22 protein-coding genes are annotated in these 18,966 nt (G+C 71.4%); 4 read left to right on the top strand and 18 right to left on the bottom strand.

The window, feature by feature from the left end; all coding sequences use genetic code 11:
• From smc to ACKOB8_RS05380, 12 genes are all read right to left on the bottom strand, one after another.
• Nucleotides 1-1,782: chromosome segregation protein SMC (smc, locus tag ACKOB8_RS05325; RefSeq protein ID WP_526376178.1), on the bottom strand; the 1,782-nt coding region annotated here is incomplete at its 3' end.
• 25 nt (nt 1,783-1,807) lie between these two features.
• Nucleotides 1,808-2,098 carry an acylphosphatase gene (locus ACKOB8_RS05330; protein WP_526376179.1) on the bottom strand — a complete coding sequence of 97 codons (291 nt, stop codon included), beginning with the start codon at nt 2,096-2,098 and terminating at the stop codon, nt 1,808-1,810.
• A gap of 1 nt (nt 2,099) precedes the next feature.
• The gene (locus ACKOB8_RS05335) at nt 2,100-2,549 is read right to left on the bottom strand and encodes an OsmC family protein (protein ID WP_526376180.1); all 450 of its coding nucleotides are present in this window, start codon (nt 2,547-2,549) and stop codon (nt 2,100-2,102) included.
• Nucleotides 2,546-3,424, bottom strand: coding sequence for a bifunctional DNA-formamidopyrimidine glycosylase/DNA-(apurinic or apyrimidinic site) lyase (gene mutM, locus ACKOB8_RS05340; RefSeq protein WP_526376181.1), 879 nt, complete (start codon nt 3,422-3,424; stop codon nt 2,546-2,548). Before mutM ends, ACKOB8_RS05335 begins: the two co-directional genes overlap by 4 nt.
• Nucleotides 3,417-4,190, bottom strand: a complete 774-nt coding sequence (gene rnc / locus ACKOB8_RS05345) for a ribonuclease III (RefSeq protein ID WP_526376182.1) — start codon at nt 4,188-4,190, stop codon at nt 3,417-3,419. Before rnc ends, mutM begins: the two co-directional genes overlap by 8 nt.
• Nucleotides 4,187-4,735: a YceD family protein gene (locus tag ACKOB8_RS05350; RefSeq protein ID WP_526376183.1), complete on the bottom strand. Its 549-nt coding sequence runs from the start codon at nt 4,733-4,735 to the stop codon at nt 4,187-4,189. Before ACKOB8_RS05350 ends, rnc begins: the two co-directional genes overlap by 4 nt.
• A 50-nt stretch (nt 4,736-4,785) precedes the next feature.
• A complete protein-coding gene (sepIVA, locus tag ACKOB8_RS05355) occupies nt 4,786-5,523 on the bottom strand; it encodes a cell division protein SepIVA (protein ID WP_526376184.1) in 738 nt (245 codons plus the stop codon).
• A 136-nt stretch (nt 5,524-5,659) separates the two neighbouring features.
• Entirely contained in the window at nt 5,660-6,139 is a 480-nt protein-coding gene (gene coaD, locus ACKOB8_RS05360) for a pantetheine-phosphate adenylyltransferase (RefSeq protein WP_526376185.1), read from the bottom strand.
• A gap of 11 nt (nt 6,140-6,150) precedes the next feature.
• Nucleotides 6,151-6,711, bottom strand: coding sequence for a 16S rRNA (guanine(966)-N(2))-methyltransferase RsmD (rsmD, locus tag ACKOB8_RS05365; RefSeq protein ID WP_526376186.1), 561 nt, complete (start codon nt 6,709-6,711; stop codon nt 6,151-6,153).
• Between the two features lie 4 nt (nt 6,712-6,715).
• On the bottom strand, nt 6,716-7,348 hold the full coding sequence (locus ACKOB8_RS05370) for a vitamin K epoxide reductase family protein (RefSeq protein ID WP_526376187.1): 633 nt from the start codon (nt 7,346-7,348) through the stop codon (nt 6,716-6,718).
• Complete coding sequence (locus tag ACKOB8_RS05375) at nt 7,345-8,115, bottom strand: DsbA family protein (protein WP_526376188.1); 771 nt, start codon at nt 8,113-8,115, stop codon at nt 7,345-7,347. Before ACKOB8_RS05375 ends, ACKOB8_RS05370 begins: the two co-directional genes overlap by 4 nt.
• Nucleotides 8,116-8,197: 82 nt before the next feature.
• The gene (locus tag ACKOB8_RS05380) at nt 8,198-9,346 is read right to left on the bottom strand and encodes an alpha/beta hydrolase (protein ID WP_526376189.1); all 1,149 of its coding nucleotides are present in this window, start codon (nt 9,344-9,346) and stop codon (nt 8,198-8,200) included.
• Nucleotides 9,347-9,475: 129 nt separating this feature from the next.
• Here ACKOB8_RS05380 and ACKOB8_RS05385 point away from each other — a divergent pair, with 129 nt between their 5' ends.
• Nucleotides 9,476-10,309: an aldo/keto reductase gene (locus ACKOB8_RS05385; RefSeq protein ID WP_526376190.1), complete on the top strand. Its 834-nt coding sequence runs from the start codon at nt 9,476-9,478 to the stop codon at nt 10,307-10,309.
• 18 nt (nt 10,310-10,327) lie between these two features.
• Here the strand turns inward: ACKOB8_RS05385 and ACKOB8_RS05390 are convergent, their stop codons facing one another.
• Nucleotides 10,328-11,032 (bottom strand): GmrSD restriction endonuclease domain-containing protein, encoded by a 705-nt coding sequence (locus ACKOB8_RS05390; protein ID WP_526376191.1) that lies wholly within the window; start codon nt 11,030-11,032, stop codon nt 10,328-10,330.
• Nucleotides 11,029-13,233 (bottom strand): ATP-dependent DNA helicase RecG, encoded by a 2,205-nt coding sequence (gene recG, locus ACKOB8_RS05395; RefSeq protein WP_526376213.1) that lies wholly within the window; start codon nt 13,231-13,233, stop codon nt 11,029-11,031. The genes ACKOB8_RS05390 and recG overlap by 4 nt, the downstream gene beginning before the upstream one ends.
• Nucleotides 13,234-13,409: 176 nt before the next feature.
• Between recG and rpmB the strand changes: the two genes are divergently transcribed.
• Nucleotides 13,410-13,604, top strand: a complete 195-nt coding sequence (gene rpmB / locus ACKOB8_RS05400; RefSeq protein ID WP_526376192.1) for a 50S ribosomal protein L28 — start codon at nt 13,410-13,412, stop codon at nt 13,602-13,604.
• On the opposite strand, the gene ACKOB8_RS05405 is transcribed toward rpmB, so the two are convergent.
• Together ACKOB8_RS05405 and ACKOB8_RS05410 are read right to left on the bottom strand one after the other, a co-directional pair.
• Nucleotides 13,591-14,295, bottom strand: a complete 705-nt coding sequence (locus tag ACKOB8_RS05405) for a uracil-DNA glycosylase (RefSeq protein WP_526376193.1) — start codon at nt 14,293-14,295, stop codon at nt 13,591-13,593. The genes rpmB and ACKOB8_RS05405 overlap by 14 nt on opposite strands.
• A gap of 20 nt (nt 14,296-14,315) precedes the next feature.
• The gene (locus ACKOB8_RS05410; protein WP_526376194.1) at nt 14,316-15,302 is read right to left on the bottom strand and encodes a thiamine-phosphate kinase; all 987 of its coding nucleotides are present in this window, start codon (nt 15,300-15,302) and stop codon (nt 14,316-14,318) included.
• Between the two features lie 73 nt (nt 15,303-15,375).
• Between ACKOB8_RS05410 and ACKOB8_RS05415 the strand changes: the two genes are divergently transcribed.
• Nucleotides 15,376-15,954, top strand: a complete 579-nt coding sequence (locus tag ACKOB8_RS05415; protein WP_526376195.1) for a DUF3515 family protein — start codon at nt 15,376-15,378, stop codon at nt 15,952-15,954.
• A gap of 3 nt (nt 15,955-15,957) precedes the next feature.
• On the opposite strand, the gene ACKOB8_RS05420 is transcribed toward ACKOB8_RS05415, so the two are convergent.
• Both ACKOB8_RS05420 and ACKOB8_RS05425 read right to left on the bottom strand, forming a co-directional pair.
• Nucleotides 15,958-17,013, bottom strand: coding sequence for a D-alanine--D-alanine ligase family protein (locus tag ACKOB8_RS05420; protein ID WP_526376196.1), 1,056 nt, complete (start codon nt 17,011-17,013; stop codon nt 15,958-15,960).
• Nucleotides 17,014-17,025: 12 nt separating this feature from the next.
• The gene (locus ACKOB8_RS05425; RefSeq protein WP_526376197.1) at nt 17,026-18,165 is read right to left on the bottom strand and encodes a cystathionine gamma-lyase; all 1,140 of its coding nucleotides are present in this window, start codon (nt 18,163-18,165) and stop codon (nt 17,026-17,028) included.
• Between the two features lie 72 nt (nt 18,166-18,237).
• Between ACKOB8_RS05425 and cofC the strand changes: the two genes are divergently transcribed.
• Nucleotides 18,238-18,912, top strand: a complete 675-nt coding sequence (cofC, locus tag ACKOB8_RS05430) for a 2-phospho-L-lactate guanylyltransferase (RefSeq protein WP_526376198.1) — start codon at nt 18,238-18,240, stop codon at nt 18,910-18,912.
• Nucleotides 18,913-18,966: the final 54 nt, after the last annotated feature.

Below are 18,966 nucleotides of genomic sequence, written 5' to 3' on the forward strand. Positions count from 1 at the left end.
AGCGTCGATCAGGTCGACCGCCCAGCGCGCACCGTCCGGCAGCGGCGCCGCCGAGCGAGCCGGAGACGGCCAGTCCGCCAGCACGATCGCCGCCCGCCCGCCGTCAGCCTCCTTGAGCGCCCGCATCGCCGAGCGGACCGCGCCGAAGTCATCGGCCGCGACCGCGTCGGCGACCGCGCCCAGCACTTCCGCCAACGCCGTCTCGTAGCCGGGCTGTACCTTGACGAGTGTGGCGACGGTGCCGAGAAGTCCCGCGCCACTGTGGTTTTCGACCAGCCAGGCCGCGCCGTCGCGGCGGTCGAGGCCAACCGCGAGCGCTTCGATGCGAGCTCGCAGCGAGGCCACCTGACGTTCGGCGGCCCGCTCTGCGGTCTGCAGTTCGGTCACCCGCCCGTCGGCGAGGCGCAGCGCGGCCACGGTGCGGTCGTGGTGCTCGTCGAGGCCGACCTCACCCTGATCGAGTTCACCCACCCGACCCTGGATGGTCTCGAACTCCGCGCGGGCCTGCTCGGTGCGGGAGGCCGCGTCTTCGATCGCCGCGGTCAGCCGCGCGACCCCGTCGTCGATCGACTCGACCCGGGCACGGCCGGTCTCGACCTTACCGGCCAGCCGGGCCAGCCCCTCCCGGCGATCGGCCTCGGCCCGCACGGCCGCCAGGTGCGCCCGCTCGGCTTCGGCGGCCGCGCCCTCACGCTCGGCCAGTTCGGCCTGGGCGACGTCGAGCCGGGCGCGGGCCTCGGCCAGCTCGGCGAGCAGCAGCCGCTCCTGCTCGGCCACCTCGGCGGCCTCGGCCTCCAGCGCGTCGGGGTCACTGCCGCCGGTGGCAGGGGGTTCGACGTCGAGGTACTGCGCGCGCTCGCTGGCGATCCGAATCGTCGTGCTGACCCGTTCGGCGAGCGCCGAGAGCCGAAACCAGGTCTGCTGGGCGGCCTCGGTGCGCTCCGAGAGCGTCGCCACCGCGGCCTCGTCGGCGGCCAGCTGCTCGGCGGCCCGCTCCCGCCGGGCGGACAGGTCGTCGTGCTCGCGGCGCAGTGCCGCCTCGATGTCCTCGGCACTGGCGAACTCGCTGCGGCGGGCGACCAGATCGTCGGCGGCGAGGCGCAGCCGGGCGTCGCGAAGGTCGGCCTGGATGGTCGCCGCGCGTCGGGCCACCTCCGCCTGGCGGCCCAGCGGCTTGAGCTGACGGCGCAGCTCGGTGGTCAGATCGGTCAGCCGCGCCAGGTTCGCCGCGGTGGCCTCGAGTTTGCGCAGCGCCTTTTCCTTGCGCTTGCGGTGCTTGAGCACCCCGGCGGCCTCCTCGATGAAGGCCCGGCGGTCCTCCGGGCGCGACTCGAGAATCTGGGCCAGCCGGCCCTGCCCGACGATGACGTGCATCTCGCGGCCGATGCCGGAGTCGCTGAGCAGTTCCTGGACGTCCATCAGCCGGCAGCTGCTGCCGTTGATCTCGTACTCGCCGGCCCCGTCGCGGAACACCCGCCGGGTGATCGACACCTCGGAGTACTCGATGGGCAGCGCGTGGTCGGAGTTGTCGATGGTCAACGTCACCTCGGCCCGGCCCAGCGGCGGGCGCGACGAGGTGCCCGCGAAGATGACGTCCTCCATCTTGCCGCCGCGCAGCGTCTTGGCACCCTGCTCGCCCATCACCCAGGCCAGCGCGTCGACGACATTGGACTTGCCCGCCCCGTTGGGGCCGACCACGCAGGTGATACCCGGCTCGAAGCGCAGAGTCGTCGGTGACGCGAAGGATTTGAACCCTTTGAGCGTCAGACTCTTGAGGTACACGTCGTGGAGCGTACCGGCGGAACCCTCACCGTTCGCGGAAGCCCGGCCCGACCGGCGTCAGGGGTTCGCCGGGCGCGCTGAGGTCGGCCACCACGGTGTCCACCGACCCCGGCGTGGACCCGCCGCGCAGCAGGTCCAGAAGCTGCTCGCAGGCGCCCCGCGGGCCCTGCGCGACGACCAGCACCCGGCCGTCGGATTGGTTGGCGGCGTAGCCGTCCAGTCCCAGTTCCAGCGCCCGCGACCGGGTCCACCAGCGGAAACCGACGCCCTGGACGTGCCCGTGCACCCAGGCGGTCAGCCGGGCCTGGTCGCTCACCTCAGCCTTCCACCTCGAGGGCCACCTCGGCGCCCGCCTTGAGCGTCCGCCCGACCGTGCACACCTGGTCGATGGCGCGGTGGACGACGACCAGCAGGCGCTCCCGCTCCTCGGGGGTCAGCCCGGACAGGTCGACCTCGAGCTTCTCGGCGAGCCGCGGGTAGCGCTCCTGATCCCGGTCGGCGGGCCCGGAGACCCGGACCACCGCGCGGTAGTCGTCGCCGAGCCGGCGGCGAAGGGGCTGGTCGGTACTGAGGCCGCTGCATCCGGCGAGGGCGATCTTGAGCAGCTCCCCCGGGGTGAAGACACCCTCGTCGGTCTCCGAGCCGAGAAGCACCTCGGCTCCGCGGCTGCTGCGCCCGGTGTAGCGGCGGACCCCGGTGCGTTCCACCCAGAGTGCTGTCGGATGCCGCGGCGCTGTCGGATGCGGCGGCTCAGTTGGCTCGGTCATGCGCTTTTTCTACCCATGCGCGGCCGGGGCTGGCACACCGGGCAGTAGAACGAGGACCGGTTCATGAACCTTTCCCGCCGGATCACCGCTCCGCAGCGCCGGCAGTTGCGGTCGGCGCGGCCGTAGACGTTCAGCGACCGGTCGAAGTACCCGGACTGCCCGTTGACGTTGACGTAGAGCGAATCGAAGGACGTGCCACCGTGCTCCAGGGCTTCGCGCATGACCCCGGTTGCCGCGTCGAGCAGCTCGCCCAGGCTGCGCCGGCTGATTTTGTCCGCCAGACGCGCACCGTTGATGCCTGCCCGCCACAGTGCCTCGTCGGCGTAGATGTTGCCGATTCCGGATACCGTTGTCTGATCAAGCAGCTGGCGTTTGATCTCAGAGTGCTTGCGCCGCAACCGTTTCACCACACCCGCCTGGTCGAAGAGCGGATCCAGCGGATCGCGGGCGATGTGCGCGACCGGGGCCGGAAGCGGACTCGAATCGACTATCACGATGTCGGCCAGTTGCCAACCGCCGAACGTGCGCTGGTCGATGAAACTCAGCACGGTACCGTCGTCGAGTTCGGCGGCGATGCGCAGATGATCGGAGCGCAGCGAATCCCGGCCGTCGCAATCGACGAGCATCTGACCGCTCATGCCGAGGTGCACGACCAATGCGCCGCGCTCGTCGTCGAGTGTCAGCCACAGGTATTTCCCCCGCCGGCCCGTCCCGGTGACCCGCGCCCCGCTCAGCCGGGCGGCGAGGTCGCCGGCTCCGGCCTCGTGGCGGCGGACGGCGCGCGGATGCAGCACCTGCACGGCGGCGATCCGCCTGCCGGCGACGTGCGCCTGCAGACCGCGACGCACGACCTCGACCTCGGGGAGTTCAGGCATCCCGTTCGGCGGACTCGTCGGCCGGGGAGAGTTCGGCATCCAGCGCCGTCCACGCCTCCGCGGCCGCCCTGGTCTCGGCGGCCTTCTTCGACCGCCCCTGCCCGCGTCCGTACAACACCCCGTTGACGTACACGGCCGCCGAGAACCGCCGGTCATGATCCGGGCCGCGGGAGCTGACCTCGTAGCGGGGCACCCCCAGACCGCGGGCCGAGGTCAGTTCCTGCAGGCTGGACTTCCACTCCAGCGCCGCGCCCAGGGTCGGTGCCGTCTCGAGCAGGCCCTCGAACAGCCGCAGGATCACCTCGCGGGTGCGGTGCAGTCCGTGCTGCAGATAGACCGCTCCGAGCAGCGATTCCACCGTGTCGGCCAGGATGGACGGCTTGGCATGCCCGCCGGTGTTGACCTCGCCGCGTCCCAGCAGCAGGTACTCACCGAGCCCGTCCTCGGTCAGACCGCGCGCCACCCCCGCCAGGGCGCGGCTGTTGACGACGCTGTTGCGCAACTTGGCCAGGTCTCCCTCGGAGCTTTCCGGGTGCCGGCGGAAGAGCTCCTCGACGATCACCAGGCCGAGCACCGCGTCGCCGAGCAGTTCCAGCCGTTCGTTGGTCGGCAGTCCGCCCTGCTCGTAGGCGTAGCTGCGATGGGTCAGCGCCACCGTCAGCAGCTCCTCGTCCAGTTCCACGCCGAGCGCATCGAGCAGGTTCTGCCGCGCAGGTGTCGGGGGTGCCGGCGGTGTGGGCGGTGCCGGCGGTGTGGGCGACGTCATGGCGCGGGGGTCTCGGGCGGCAGCATGTCGGCGAGCTTGGCCCACCGCGGATCGATCTGCTCGTGGTGATGGTCTGGTTCGGCCGCAAGCAGAATCCCGCACTGCGGACACAGCCCGCGGCAGTCCGGGGAGCACAGCGGCGCGAAGGGCAGCGCCAGACCGACCGCGTCGATGATCGGCTGCTGAAGGTCGACGGTCTGGTCGACGACGCGGCCGACCTCGCCCTGCTCGGTGGTCGCCTCGGTGACGCTGTCGGGATAGGCGAAGAGTTCGGCCAGCGTGATCCCGACGTCATCGTGCACCGGGCCCAGGCACCGCGAGCACTCGCCGCTGGTGGGGGCGCGCACGGTGCCTGTCACCAGGACGCCCTCGGACACCGATTCGACGCGAAGGTCCAGGTCAAGTTGGGCGCCCGGTTCGATCGCGATCAGCTCCAGGCCGATCCGGGACGGGCTGGGGACCGTCTCGCGGACGGTGAACATGGCCCCGGGGCGCCGGCCCAGCCGGGAAACGTCAAGCACCAGCGGTTGCCGCGGATCGGCCATGGGGCGATCCTACGGCGCGGCCCGAGACGCCCGACGCCCGCTGAGCGCGGTCAGTGCTGAACGTAGTCGTGGGTGCCCGCTGCGGTGCGCAACTGGTGGCGACCACGGCTGACCGAGCGCAGGGTGCCGTTCAGGTACTCCTCGAACTGGGCGAGTTTGTTGTCCACGTAGATGTCGCACTCGCCGCGCAGGCGGTCGGCTTCGGCGTGTGCGGCGTCGATCAGCCGGGTCGCCTCGGCCTGGGCGGCCTGCACCACCTCGGTCTGCGAGACCAGCCGCTGCTGCTCCTTGATGCCTTCCTGGACGGCGTTCTCGTAGGAGATGTTGCCGTTTTCGACCAGGCGGTCGGCCTCGGCCTTGGCCCGGCTGGTCGCGGCCTCGTAGTCGCGTTTGGCCGTGGCGGCCAGCCGGATGGTTTCCTCGCGGGATTCGACCATGGTGCGCTCGCTGTGCTGGCGGGCCTCGGCCACCATGCGGTCGGCCTGGGACTTGGCGTCGGCGAGCAACCGGTCGGCCTCGGCGCGGGCATGCCCGAGCACCGATTCGGCCTCGGTGTTCGCCGTCGAGACGCTGGAATCGGCGTGCTCCTTGGCCTCGCGCAGCAGCGAGTCGCGGGCGTCGAGCACGTCCTGGGCGTCATCCAGTTCGCCGGGGATCGCATCCTTGATGTCGTCGATCAACTCCAGCACGTCGCCCCGGGGGACCACGCAGCCCGCCGTCATCGGTACGCCGCGGGCCTCCTCGACGATGGCGCTCAGTTCGTCGAGCGCCTCAAAAACTCGGTACACGGTGCCATCCTCCCGACTCGGCGGTTATAGGTAACTAGTGTGCCTGCTGTTACGCCTGTGACTACGGTGCTGGCGCGGTGTGTCGCAAACCCCGTGCATTCTCACCCCGCACTCATCCCCGCGCTCATCCCCGAACTTACTGTGGCGGCAGTTTGGCCCGAAGCCGCCGGTTGACCGACTCGGGAAGCAGCGCCGACACGTCTCCGCCCAGGCCCGCCACCTCCTTGGCCAGCGACGACGACACGAAGGCGTACTCCGGGGTGGTCGCCACGAAGAAGGTGTCCACGCCCGCGATGTGCCGGTTCATCTGGGCCATCTGCAGCTCGTATTCGAAGTCGGTCCCGGTGCGCAGGCCCTTGACGATCGCGGTCAACCCGCGGGCCCGGACAAAGTCGACGACCAGTCCGTGGCCGGCCTCGACCCGCAGGTTCGGCAGGTGCTCGGTGGCCTCCTGGATCATCGCGATGCGCTCGGTGACACTGAACATCCCCGACTTCTGCGGATTGGCCAGGACCGCCACGATCACCTCGTCGAACTGGGCCGCGGCGCGCTCGAAGACGTCGAGGTGCCCCAGCGTCACCGGGTCGAACGACCCGGGGCACACTGCGCCGCTCATGGCTGATGACGCTAGCAGGCACCCACCACGGCCGCCTCGATGCGCGAATCGCCGTAGCGGCGCTCCGGCCAGCCGGTCCACCCGGCCGGCCAGGACAGCGGCGGCCCGGACGCCGGACGCTCCAGCACCACCACGCTGCCGGGGCGGACCCAGCCGTGGCGGTCCAGGGCGGCCAGGACGTCCGTCACGTCGGCGGGCGCGATGTCGTAGGGCGGGTCGGCGAGCACCAGGTCCACCGGGTCGGAGGCCGCCACCGCCAGCACCGCCGCGACCGCGGCCCGGCGAACGGTCGCCCCGGGCAGACCGACGGCGGCGATGTTGCGGTCGATGACCTCTGCCGCACGCCGGTCGGACTCGACGAAGATCACCGAGGCCGCCCCGCGCGACAGGGCCTCCAGCCCCAGCGCCCCCGACCCGGCGTAGAGGTCGAGCACCCGCAGGCCGTGGAAGTCTCGGCGGGCCGCGAGCATGTTGAACAGCGCCTCGCGCACCCGGTCGGTGGTGGGCCTGGTTCCCCGGGCGGGGACGGCCAGCCGACGGCCGCCCGCTGCTCCGGCGACGATCCGGGTCACCGGGCTAGATCAGGGTCGACCAGTAGTCCCAGAAACGGACCAGGATCAGCAGCAGCACGGCGGTGAACCACAGCGTGACCAGCGGCCAGCGCCAGTGGTAGAGCGCCCGGGCGGCGGGGTGGGCGGCCAGCGGGCGCAAGGTGATCGCGGCGACCACGACCAGCAGCGGCACGGTCACCGCCCACACCACCATGCAGTACGGGCACAGCGCCCCGATCTCGTAGAGCGTTTCGTAGACCAGCCAGTGCACGAAAACCACGCCGAGCGTGGTGCCGGCCGTCAGGCCCGCCCAGTACCAGCGGGGCAGCGGGACCCGCGCCACCGACAGCACTCCGGTGACCACGACCAGAGTGAACGACACGACCCCGATGATCGGGTTGGGGAACCCGAACGCCGACGCCTCGGGCCGGACCATCACCGATCCGCACGACAGAACCGGGTTGATGCTGCAGGACGGAACGTAGCCGGGGTTCGTCAGCATCTCGATCTTCTCGATCAGCAGGGTGGCCGAGGCCGCCAAGCCGATGACGCCGGCGATGAGAATCCACCACGCGCTGGGCCGGGGGACGACGACCCCGCCGGGCGCCGCCGCCTCGACCGGGGCCGGCTGCGGTGCGGCGGGCGCGGTGACGCTCACGGCGCGGTGGCCGGTGCGCCCGGAGCCGGCGGCGCGGCGGTGGGCATCAGGGCCGGAACCGGTCCGACGACCGATCGGATCTTGGCCAGCAGTTCCTGCGGCGTCGCCGGGCTGATGTCCTCGCCGTTGAGCCGAATCGTCGGGGTGGCTTTGACTTTGGTCGCGGCCGCCAGCCCCTTGACCATGTCGGTGTACCTGTTCTTGTCCACGCAGTCGGCGACGCCGCCCGACGCACCGGCCTGCCGTGCGGTCTCGATCAGCGCGGCGTTGTCGGGTCCGCTACCCGAGCCCTCCATCGGCTGCTGGGCGAACAGCGCGGAGTGGAAGCGAACGAACGCCTCCTTGTTCTCGTCGCCGACGCAGTAGGCGGCGTTCGCCGCGCGCGCGGAGTACCCCTTATTGGTGGCGTTGAGGATCGACAGGGCGTAGTAGTCGACCGCCGCGGCACCGCTCTCGACGATCTTGTTGATCGTCGGCCCGAAGGCCTTCTCGAAGTCCCGGCAGTGCGGGCACTGGAAGTCCTCGTAGATCGACAGCACGGCCTTGGGTTCCTCGGTGCCGTCCTTCTTGATCAGCGCGCCGGAGGTGATCCGCACGGCCTGGACGTCCGATTCGCTCTTCTTGTCGTTGTTGGTCACGATGAACAGCACCAGCCCGACGGCGAAGACCACCACCAGGGCGGTCAATCCGAGCCGGACGACCAGATCACGCTTGCGGTCCTGGGCTTTCAGGTCGTAGCGGGGTGTGCTCTTCTTCTTGCTGGCCACGGCTGGACTGGTCCTCGCTGTCGGTGATATCGGCGCTTCCAGAGTACCGGCGCGCCCCGGCAATCCGGTGTCGGATCCCGCCTCAGGTGCGGGTCAAGTGCGCCCGCAGAGCCGAGATCATCTCGGCGTTCGCCCGGGCGACACCGCCGCCGAGGACGTTGAGGTTGAGAAATGCGTGGATCATCGAGTCCATCCGGCGGTGGTCGACGCTCACCCCGGCATCGCGCAGTTTGTCCGCGTACTGGCCACCCTCGTCCCGCAGCGGGTCGAATCCCGCGGTCACCACCAGTGCCGGCGACAGCCCGGAAAAGTCCTCGGCCAGCAGCGGGGACACCAGCGGGTCGGTGACGTCCAGATCCGACCCGTCGACGTACTGCCGCCGGAACCAGTCCGTGTCGTGCTTGGTCAGCAGAAAGCCGTCGGCCAGCAGGGTGCGCGAGCGGGTGCCGCCCCGAAGGTCGGTGGCGGGATAGATCAGCCACTGCAGCGCCGGCAGCGGATCCCCCGCGGCCCGGGCCAGCCGGGTGACGACCGCGGCCAGACAGCCGCCCGCGCTGTCGCCGCCGACCGCAACCCGGTGTGGGTCGGCGCCCAACTCCTCGGCGTGCGACCTCGCCCAGCGGTAGGCGGCGTAGGCGTCGTCGGCGGCGGCGGGGGCCTTGTGCTCGGGGGCCAGGCGGTAGTCGACGGCGAGCACATGCACGCCGGCATCCCGGCAGATCATCCGGCAGGCCGAGTCGTGGCTCTCCAGGTCGCCGAAGACGAAGCCGCCGCCGTGGTAGAAGACCAGCAGCGGCGCGGGCGGCCCGCCGCCCGCTGCGCCCGGGGGGTGTGGCGGCCGATAGTGCCGCGCGGGAAGAGCGCCGGCCGGGCCCGGAATGCTCACCGACGTGATCTCGGCGACCCGGATCCCCGGCTCGTCGAGCGCATCGGTGAGCTCGCGGCTGGCGGTGCGGGTGGCCGCGACGTCGTCGGCGACGACCAGGCCCTCGAGACCGGTCAACCGCTGCGCGGCGAGCATCACCTGCAGTCCCGGATCCAGCGTGTTGCCGTCGATGGTGATCGTGCGGCCGCCGGAGAGCAGTCGCGAGGCACGCTCGGGAAGCCGGGGAATCAGCTTGACGCCCAACCGGTTGGACGCGGCCAGGATCCGCTGCCGGGCAGCGGCACGCCCCGGAACTCGACGCCCTGCTCCCGCGGCACTCGCGGTGCGCTGCGCACCTGCCGTCATCGCCTGCCCCCTCGTCGTGCGCAGCCGCCGTGCGCGTCTTGCGGCAGCTTACGCGTCCGGTGCGAACCCGATCGCTACTATCGTCGGGTCGGTGACCTCCCACCGAACGCGCAATCACAGGCAGGTGACATGACGCCGACGGCTGAGGTTCCGACCGTCACTCTCAACGACGACCACACCCTGCCCGTGCTGGGCTTCGGCGCCGTCGGCGTGGCGCCGGCGGAGGTCGAGGCGGCGGTCACCGCAGCCCTGCAGGCGGGCTATCGCCTCATCGACACGTCGCCCGCCGACGGCCACGAGGAGGCCGTCGGCCGAGCCATCGCCAAGTCCGGGATACCGCGCGACCGCATTTTCCTCACCACCAAACTGGCCACCGCCGACCAGGGCTTCCAGGCGTCGCAGGACGCCTGCCGGGCCAGCCTGGCCCGACTCGGCGTGGACTATTTAGATCTGTACCTGATCGACTGGCCGGCGGAGGAGAACGGCAAGTACATCGACGCCTGGGGCGGGATCATGAAGTGCAAGGAGGTTGGCGACACCCGGTCGATCGGGGTCAGCAACTTCACCCCCGAGCAGTTGTCGAACATCATCGACCTCTCGTTCTTCACGCCCGCGGTCAACCAGATCGAAGTGCATCCGCTGCTCAACCAGTCCGAGTTGCGCGCGGTGCACGCCGAGCAGGGCATCGTCACCGAGGCCTCCTGCCCGCTGGGCGCCGGCACGCTCCTGGGTCACCCGGCAGTCGCGCAGATCGCCGCCGCGCACGGCAAGACGCCGGCCCAGGCGCTCATCCGGTGGAGTGTCCAACTGGGCAACGTGGTGATCCCGCGGGCGTCGACCCCCGACCGCCTCGCCGAGAACCTCGACGTGTTCGACTTCGACCTCACCGATGCCGAGATGGAGAGCCTCGGTGGTCTCGACGACGGAACCCGGTTCCGGCCCAATCCGCAGGCGGGGTCCTGACATCCGCTGACAGCGGTCTCACCGTCGCGGACAGCCGCCTGCCGCGTCACGCAGCTGAGCTGCCGACGGCGCATCCACCCGAAGGCCGTAGCCGCGCAGCACGGCGATGAACTGCATGGCGTACTGGCAGCGGAACGCCGCGTTGGGCGGCATCCACTGCCCGGGCGGCAGATCACCCTTGTCCTGATTGGCCTGTCCCGCCACCGCGAGCAGGTTGGCCGGGTCGTTGGCGAAACGCTTGCGCAGCGCGTCGCTCCAGCCCCGCGCACCCATGTCCCACGCGTACGCCAGGGGCACGATGTGGTCGATCTGCACGGACGCGCCGACCCGGTTGCCGCGCACGAACGAGATCGACGCGTTGGTGTAGGGGTCGCGCAGCGTGCCCCGGGCCACGGCCCGCCGACACTGCCGGGTTTCGACGTAGGTCTTATCGGTCAGATCGCGCTCGAGGATGTCGTTGCGGGTGTCGCACCCGTTGCGCCCACCCGGGGCGAGGTTCGCATCGTCCCAGGCGTCACCGAAGGCCGCGCGCCGGTAGTCCCCGCCGCGCACCCGGGTCTCGACCGCCGTGAGTCCGGCCAGCACATCGACGCCCGGCTGGACGGTCGGCATTGCGCCGCGCACCAACGAGTCGGCGCGACCGGCCGCCGAGACCACCTGCACCGCCACGATCACGGCGAGCACGGCGAGGATCGCCATCCACCACAGCGGCGCGCGCTTCACGCCTTGTCCAGGTAGTCGATGCGGTCGCTGCCGGTGAACGGTGCGGCGAGTGCGGCCATCCCGGCGTCGCGCGGGTCGGCGGCATAGACCGACTCACAGAGTTGGCGGGCGGCGACGATGACGTCGAGGTGCTCGGCGAGCGAGAGGAAGCGCAGTGTGATCGGCCGCCCGGACTGGCTCAGACCCAGCACGTCGCCCTCCTTGCGTTCCTGAAGGTCCAGATCGGCCAGTGCGAAACCGTCGAGCGTGTTCGCCACCGCGTTGAGCCGCTCGCCGGCCTTGGAGGCCTGCGGGAACTGCGTGACCAGCAGGCACAGGCTGGGGTGCGCACCGCGTCCGATCCGGCCGCGCAACTGGTGGAGCTGACTGATGCCGAAACGATCGGCGTCCATCACCACCATCACCGTGGCGTTGGGTACGTCGACACCCACCTCGATCACGGTGGTGCACACCAGGACGTCGACCTGACCGTCACGGAAGGCGGTCATCACCGAGTCCTTCTCGTCGGCGGGCAGCCGCCCGTGCATCAGCCCCAGCCGCAACCCCGACAGCGGCCCCCGGCGCAGCCGGTCGAAGAGCTCGACGACGGTGACCGGGACCGGAGGGGTCTGCTCGCCGTCGGCCTCGTCGATGCGCGAGGCCACCACGTAGCCCTGGCGCCCGGCGGCGACCTCCTCGGTCACCCGCGTCCAGGCCCGGTCCAGCCAGCGCGGCTTCTCCCCGACGAAGATGGTGTTGGTCGTGATCGGCTGACGGCCCCGGGGCAGTTCGCGCAGCGTCGAGGTCTCCAGATCACCGAACACGGTCAGCGCCACGGTGCGCGGTATCGGTGTGGCCGTCATCACCAGCAGGTGCGGCGTCAGCCCGGCGGGGGCTTTCGCGCGGAGCCGGTCGCGCTGCTCGACGCCGAACCTGTGCTGCTCGTCGACCACGACCAGCCCGAGGCGATCGAACTCGACGGCGTCCTGCAGCAGCGCGTGGGTGCCGATCACGATGCCGGCCTGCCCGGCGACGACCTCCTCGCGCACCTGGCGCTTCTGGCCGGCCGACATCGACCCGGTGAGCAGTGCCACCCGCGTCGCGCCCTCCTCCCCGCCGAGCTGGCCGGCCATCGCCAGCGGACCCAGCACATCGCGGATCGATCGGGCGTGCTGGACGGCCAGCACCTCGGTGGGCGCCAGCAGCGCGCACTGGTAGCCGGCGTCGATCATCTGCAGCATGGCCAGCACCGACACGATGGTCTTGCCCGAACCCACCTCGCCCTGCAGTAGCCGGTTCATCGGCCTGCTCGCGGCCAGTTCGGCCGAGATCACGTCGAGCACCTCGCGCTGACCCGCGGTGAGCTCGAACGGCAGCCGGGCGGTCAGCGCCGCGCACAGGCCGTCCGGACGGTACGGTGCGGCCGGCCCGGATTCGGCCAGCTCTCCGTGTCGGCGCGCCACCAGCGCCCACTGCAGGCCGACGGCCTCGTCGATGGTCAGGCGCTCGCGCGCGCGTTCCCGCTCGCCCGCGTTCTCCGCGAGGTGGATGGCCCGAAGCGCGCCGTCCTCGGACATCAGCTGGTGCTGGCGCACAAAGGCGTCCGGCAGCGGCTCGGCGACCGGGTCGAGCACCGCGAGCACCTGGCGCACGCAGGCGTAGATGTCCCAGCTCTGCAGTTTGGCGCTGGCCGGATAGATCGGGAAGAAATCGCGCTCGAATTCCGCCATCGACAACTCGCCGGTCTCCGAGCGGGCGGCATCGGCGATCGTCTTGAGCGACTTCGTCCCGAAGCTTCCCTTGGGCGAGTCGAGCACCAGGAAGTCGGGGTGGGTCAGCTGCATGGTGCCGCGGTAGTACCCCACCTCACCGGAGAGCATCAGCCTGGTGTCGCGCACCAGGCTCTTCTTAAGGTACCTGGCGTTGAAGAAGGTCGCGGTGACCTTCGGCCGCCGGTTCTTGAGCGTGATCACCAGGTATTCCCGGCGGGGCTGACGGCTGGTCCACCGCGTCTCGGCCGTCGCGATCTCGTCGACGAGGGTGACGTGCTCGCCCTCGGCGGGCGGGTCGCGCTCCTCGCCGAGCACGGTCATGCCGTTGCTGTACCGACGCGGGTAATGGCGCAGCAGGTCGTCGATGGTGCGCATGCCGAACACCTCATCGAGTGCCCGCGCCGCCTTGGCGCCCAGGATGCCGTCCAGCCGGTCGGTGAGGGTCGCCACTGCTCTCACGTCACCTCCGAGTCGACCCGGCTTCCGGCGCCAGCCTAACCAGACCCGGCGACAGCGGAATGCAGCGCGGACCTCACCGCGGGGCTGCAGGGGTGCAGGCCGTTTTGGCGTTGCGAACGCACCGGCGGTATCCTGGGAGTTTCCATCCCCCTAAAGAGGAGCGAGTCATGGCTGCCGTGTGCGATGTCTGCGGCAAGGGCCCCGGGTTCGGCAAGGCGGTGTCGCACTCGCACCGGCGCACGAGCCGGCGGTGGAACCCGAACATCCAGACCGTGCACGCCGTGGACCGCCCCGGCGGCAACCGCAGGCGAGTGAACGTCTGCACCTCCTGCCTCAAGGCCGGCAAGGTCACCCGGGGCTGAATCCCTCCGCGGGCAGCCGCCAGTCGATCGGCTCCGCCCCCATCCCGGCCAGCAGTTCGTTGGCGCGGCTGAACGGCCGGGAGCCGAAAAACCCCCGACTCGCCGAGAGCGGCGATGGATGCGCGGATTCGATTGCCGCGCTGCGCGGCCCGGCCAGCATCGGCGTGAGCGTGCCCGCGTCGCGGCCCCACAGAATCGCGACGATCGGCTGATCGCGCGCGGCCAGGGCGCGGATCGCGCATTCGGTGACGCTCTCCCATCCCCTGCCCCGGTGCGACGCCGGATTGCCGGGTTGGACCGTCAGCACCCGGTTGAGCAGCATGACACCGCGCGCGGCCCACGCGGTCAGGTCTCCGCTGGGTGGCTCGGGGTACCCGAGGTCGGAGCGGTACTCGCTGAAGATGTTGGCCAGGCTGCGCGGCAGTGGCCGAACATCGGGCGCCACCGAGAAGCTCAGTCCGACCGCGTGCCCGGGCGTCGGGTAGGGGTCCTGTCCGACGATCAGCACCCGCACGGCATCGAAGGGAAACGTGAACGCGCGCAGGATGTTCGGGCCGGACGGCAGGTAGCGCCGGCCGGCGGCCACCTCGGCGCGCAGGAAGTCACCCATCCGCGCCACCTGGTCGGCCACCGGAGCCAGGGCTGTGGCCCACCCGCCGTCCACCAGGTCACCGAGTGGCCGCCCCGTCACGGTCGACAACCTACTGCGCGCTACTGCGGGTCGAAAGCTTGCCACCCCGACGGTCCGGACCGGTGCTGCCCGTCGAGCAGTACCGCGGGCCGGCCCGGCCGGACCCGGCCCACCACCCGCCATCCCGGCGGCGGCGGGCCGGGAAAGCAGGCCACCAGGGCGTGGTCCTCACCCCCGGTGAGTACTAGTGACCACGGATCGGCGCCGGCCACCCGGGCCGCGGCCGTCACCGCCTCGACGTCACCGGCCAGGGCGTCGCGGCTGAGATCCATCAGCACGCCCGAGGCCTCCGCGAGGTGCCCGAGGTCGGCCAGCAGCCCGTCGGAGACGTCCGTCATCGCCTCGGCGCCGGCGTCGGCGGCCACCGCACCCTGGCCGTAGGGCGGCTCGGGCACCAGGTGACGGCGGTGCTCGGGCAGTGTGACCCCGATGCCGCGCCGCAGAAGTTCCAATCCGGCGGCCGACCAGCCGAGGTGACCGGCCACCGCGATCACCGATCCGGCGCGGGCCCCGCCGCGGGTCACCGGGGCCCGCCCGCCGAGGTCACCCAGGGCGGTCACCGAGACCACCCACTGCGGGCTGGCGACCAGGTCGCCGCCGACAACGGCGGCGCCGAGCAGACCCGCTTCGCACCACAGCCCGTCGGCCAGCTCGCGTACCCGGGACGCGGCGGTCGAGGGCGGCACGCCGAAGGCCACCACGAACGCGGTCGGCCGAGCGCCCATGGCCTCGATGTCGGCGGCGTTCTGGGCGATCGCCTTGCGGCCGACGTCGTGCGGGGTGGACCAGTCCAGCCGGAAGTGCCGGCCTTCGACGAGCATGTCGGTGCACAGCACGGCCCGTCCGTCGGGGGTGTCCACCACCGCGGCATCGTCGCCGGGGCCGACCGCCACACCGGCACCCTCCGGCCGCCCGGCGAGGATGTGCTCGATGACGGCGAACTCGCCGACCTCGGACACCGTCGCAGGTGGAGCCGGATCGCGATCCTCGGGGACGGCTCCTTCCACGGTTGTCTCCTCCGGCAGGCCCTGCGGTAGCTTGGGGCCGTCAGTCTAGGACCGCCGGCGAGGAGACCTCCAGATGCGCGGCGCGCAGGGCGATCCCGATCAGGAACCCGCCGAGGAACCCCCAGAGAAACCTTCCGACGGACCGTCCCGGACCGTCGTGGTCACCGCGCTGGTGCTGTCGACGCTGGCGGTGGCCGTCGTGCTGGGGATCGCCGCCACCCGCCGCCCCCCGTCGGGCCCGGTGGGCATTCCGGCGGTGCCCGCCCCCCAGGCCGAGTCGCCGGAATGCCGGGCGCTGCTCGCCACCCTGCCGGACCGTCTCGGCGACTTCCGCCGGGAGACCGTCGCCGAACCCGCTCCGCCGGGCGCCGCGGCCTGGCGCGCCGAGGGCAATCCGGTGATCCTGCGCTGCGGCCTGGGCCGTCCGGCGGAGTTCGTCGTCGGCTCGCCGATCCAGCAGGTGAATCAGGTGCAGTGGTTTCGCCTCGACGACGCCGACACCGGGCGCAGCACCTGGGTCAGCGTGGACCGGCCGGTCTACGTCGCGCTGACGCTGCCGACCGGTTCGGGGCCGGCACCGATCCAGACCCTCTCCGGGGTCATCGAGCGCAGCATGCCGGCGATCCCGATCCGGCCGGGTCCGCCGGGCTGAGGCTCACCGCAGGCCGGTTCCGCGGGCCAGCGCGGTGTCGACCATGGTGGCGACCAGGGCGGGATAGTCCACCCCGCTGGCCGCCCACATCCGGGGAAACATCGAGATCGTGGTGAAGCCGGGCATGGTGTTGATCTCGTTGACCACCGGCCCGGACCCGGTGAGAAAGAAGTCGACCCGCGCCAGACCCTGACAGTCCAGCGCGTTGAAGGCGCGGATCGACATGCGCCGTATCTCATCGGCGATGGCGTCGTCGACCGTCGCCGGCACGTCGAGCTCGGCGACATCGTCGAGGTACTTGGTGTCGAAGTCATAGAAGCTCTCGCGGTCACCGCCCGGACCGGCCACCCTGATCTCCCCGAGTGTGCTGGCCCGCACCGAGCCGTCGGGAAACTCCAGCACGCCGCATTCCAGTTCGCGTCCGTCGATGGCGGCCTCGATGAGCACCTTCGGGTCGTGCTCGCGGGCCGCGGCGATCGCGGCGGGAAGCTCTGCCGCCGACGTCACCCGGCCGACGCCGATCGAGGATCCGCCGCGGGCGGGCTTGACGAACAGGGGAAGGCCGAGCCGCTCGAGGTCCCGGGGGTCGGCGCAATTCTGGTGGGCCCGCAGCACCACATGGTCAACGATGGGCAGCCCCGCGCAGGCGAGAAGTTTCTTGGCGAACTCCTTGTCCATGCCGGCCGCGCTGGCGAACACCCCCGCGCCGACGTAGGGCAGGCCCGCCAGTTCCAGCAGTCCCTGGATGGTGCCGTCCTCGCCGTAGGGCCCGTGCAGTACCGGAAACACCACGTCCACCGAAGCCAGAACCTCGGCGGCGAGCCCCATCGGGGTGACCGAATCGCCGGTCACCTCCGGCAGGCGCCCGTCGACGATCTCCAGCTCGTCCGGACTGGCGTCGGTGCGCAGCCAGGCACCATCGCGGGTGATGCCGACGGCGACGACGTCGAACCGGTGCGGGTCGAGGTGTCGAAGGATGCTGCCCGCCGAGATGCACGAGATCGCGTGCTCGGAGCTGCGCCCGCCATAGACGACCGCGACGCGGACCCGGGGAGTCACAACCTAGAGAGGCTACAGCCCTGCGCAGGCCTGCAGAGCGCGCCCGACGTCCGACACGAGGTCGTCGGTGTCCTCGATACCTGCCGAGATCCGGGCGAAACCGTCCGCCACCCGGTCACCCCAGCGTGCCCTGCGGTCCACCGTGGTGTGAATGCCGCCGAAACTCGTCGCACCGATGAGCAGGTCACTGCGCTCCACCAGAGCGTGGACCGCCGCCGCGCCGTCGAGTTCCACCGACAACAGCGAGCCGAAGCGGCGCATCTGGGCCGCCGCCACCGGGTGCGAGGGGTCCCCCGGCAGGCCGGGATAGCGCACCGCCCGCACACCGGGCTGGTCGCGCAGGGCGGTGGCGAGCGCCAGGGCGTTGTGGCACTGCCGCTCGAAGCGCAGCCCGAAACTGCCGATGCCGCGCAGCACCAGCCAGGCCTCGAACGCCCCGAGAATGGATCCGCCCAGCAGGCGCTCGGTGGCGACCGCCTCGATCAAGGCCGCGTCGTCACCGGCGACGTACCCGGCGAGGACATCGCTGTGGCCGGCCAGGGCCTTGGTCGCGCTGGCCACGACAAGGTCGGCGCCCAGCGACAGCGGCTGCTGGCCCAGCGGCGTCGCCGCGGTGTTGTCCACCAGCAGACGACTGCCGTTGCGCCGGCATATCCCGGCGAGGCGGGACAGGTCGACCACGTCCAGTCCGGGGTTGGTCGGGGTCTCGGCCCACACCACGTCTGCCCCCTCGGCGGCCGCACAGAGCTCGGCGGCGGACGCCTCGCGCACCGTGACACCCAGCGGGGCAAGGCTTTCGGCGGCATAGCGCCGGATATGAAGGTATCCGTCCGACGGCAACGCGAGCACCGTGCCGGGCCGGACCAGCGTGCGCAACGCGGCAGTCGCCGCCGCCATTCCGGAGCCGAAGACGATCGCGGCGGCCGCACCCTCCAGTTGGGCCAGCGCCGACTCGAGGCGGTCCCAGCCGGGGTTGGACCGGCGGCCGTAGGTGTGCGACTCGACGCCTTCGTCAGCGGAGAGATGGAACGCCGACGCAGGAACCGGTACGCCCCCGATCGGCTCACCCGGGACGGCCTCGGCGCCCACCGCCGCCACCGCCCGCGTGGAATCGCCGTACCGGGGACCCCCGGCGTCCTTCTGGCCGCTCACCGGTGTCCCGGCGTCCCGTCGTGCCGCACGCCGTTAAACCTAGTCGCGCCGGGACCGCGCCACGCTGGCAGGATGTCGCCCGTGGGCGGCGCGTCGGAGGTGGCGGTGATCATCGCCGTCAAGTATCTCGCTCTCGCCAAGAGCAGGCTCTCGGCGCTGTTCCCGGGGTCGGCCCGCGAACGGGTTGTGCTCGCGATGCTCGCCGACACCATCACCGCCGCGCAGGCGGTACCGGAGATCACGTCGGTGACGGTGGTGACGCCGGACCGCAGTGCGGCGGCCGCCGCCCGCGCACTGGGTGTCGACGTGTTCGACGACCCCACACCGCCGCGCCATCCCGACCCGCTGAACAACGCCGTGCTGGCGACCGGCCGCAGGTTCGCCCCCGCCGTCCCCCTGGCCGTGCTCCAGGGTGATCTGCCGGCCCTGCGCGACGGCGAACTCGGCGAGGCGCTGGCCGCGGCACGCTCCCACCCGCGCAGCTTTGTCGCCGACCGGCAGGGCTCCGGCACCGTTGCCCTCTTCGCCTTCGGCGTACCGCTGGATCCACGCTTCGGACCGCACTCGGCGGGCCGGCACCGCGACTCCGGCGCGGTCGAGCTCTGCGGACCCTGGCCCGGCCTGCGCTGCGACATCGACACACCGGAGGACCTCGAGGAGGCACGCCGGCTGGGTGTCGGACCCGCCACCCGCGCCGCCGTCGCGACCATCGGCACAGCTCCCCGAGATGAACGTCCCCCGAGATGAACACTGAGTGTCTTGGACCGGTGGCCATCCACCGATCCCGCCGATGGGGGATGA

The organism is Mycobacterium sp., assembly GCF_046091765.1.
Classification (GTDB): domain Bacteria; phylum Actinomycetota; class Actinomycetes; order Mycobacteriales; family Mycobacteriaceae; genus Mycobacterium.

Bases quoted from the DNA above. Each gene is read 5' to 3' on its own strand.
- rpmB (WP_526376192.1), top strand. From the start codon at position 13,410: ATGGCTGCCGTGTGCGATGTCTGCGGCAAGGGCCCCGGGTTCGGCAAG.
- ACKOB8_RS05350 (WP_526376183.1), bottom strand. From the start codon at position 4,735: ATGGCCGATCCGCGGCAACCGCTGGTGCTTGACGTTTCCCGGCTGGGC.
- ACKOB8_RS05385 (WP_526376190.1), top strand. From the start codon at position 9,476: ATGACGCCGACGGCTGAGGTTCCGACCGTCACTCTCAACGACGACCAC.
- ACKOB8_RS05415 (WP_526376195.1), top strand. From the start codon at position 15,376: ATGCGCGGCGCGCAGGGCGATCCCGATCAGGAACCCGCCGAGGAACCC.
- coaD (WP_526376185.1), bottom strand. From the start codon at position 6,139: ATGAGCGGCGCAGTGTGCCCCGGGTCGTTCGACCCGGTGACGCTGGGG.
- mutM (WP_526376181.1), bottom strand. From the start codon at position 3,424: ATGCCTGAACTCCCCGAGGTCGAGGTCGTGCGTCGCGGTCTGCAGGCG.
- rnc (WP_526376182.1), bottom strand. From the start codon at position 4,190: ATGACGTCGCCCACACCGCCGGCACCGCCCACACCGCCGGCACCCCCG.
- ACKOB8_RS05335 (WP_526376180.1), bottom strand. From the start codon at position 2,549: ATGACCGAGCCAACTGAGCCGCCGCATCCGACAGCGCCGCGGCATCCG.
- ACKOB8_RS05380 (WP_526376189.1), bottom strand. From the start codon at position 9,346: ATGACGGCAGGTGCGCAGCGCACCGCGAGTGCCGCGGGAGCAGGGCGT.
- cofC (WP_526376198.1), top strand. From the start codon at position 18,238: ATGTCGCCCGTGGGCGGCGCGTCGGAGGTGGCGGTGATCATCGCCGTC.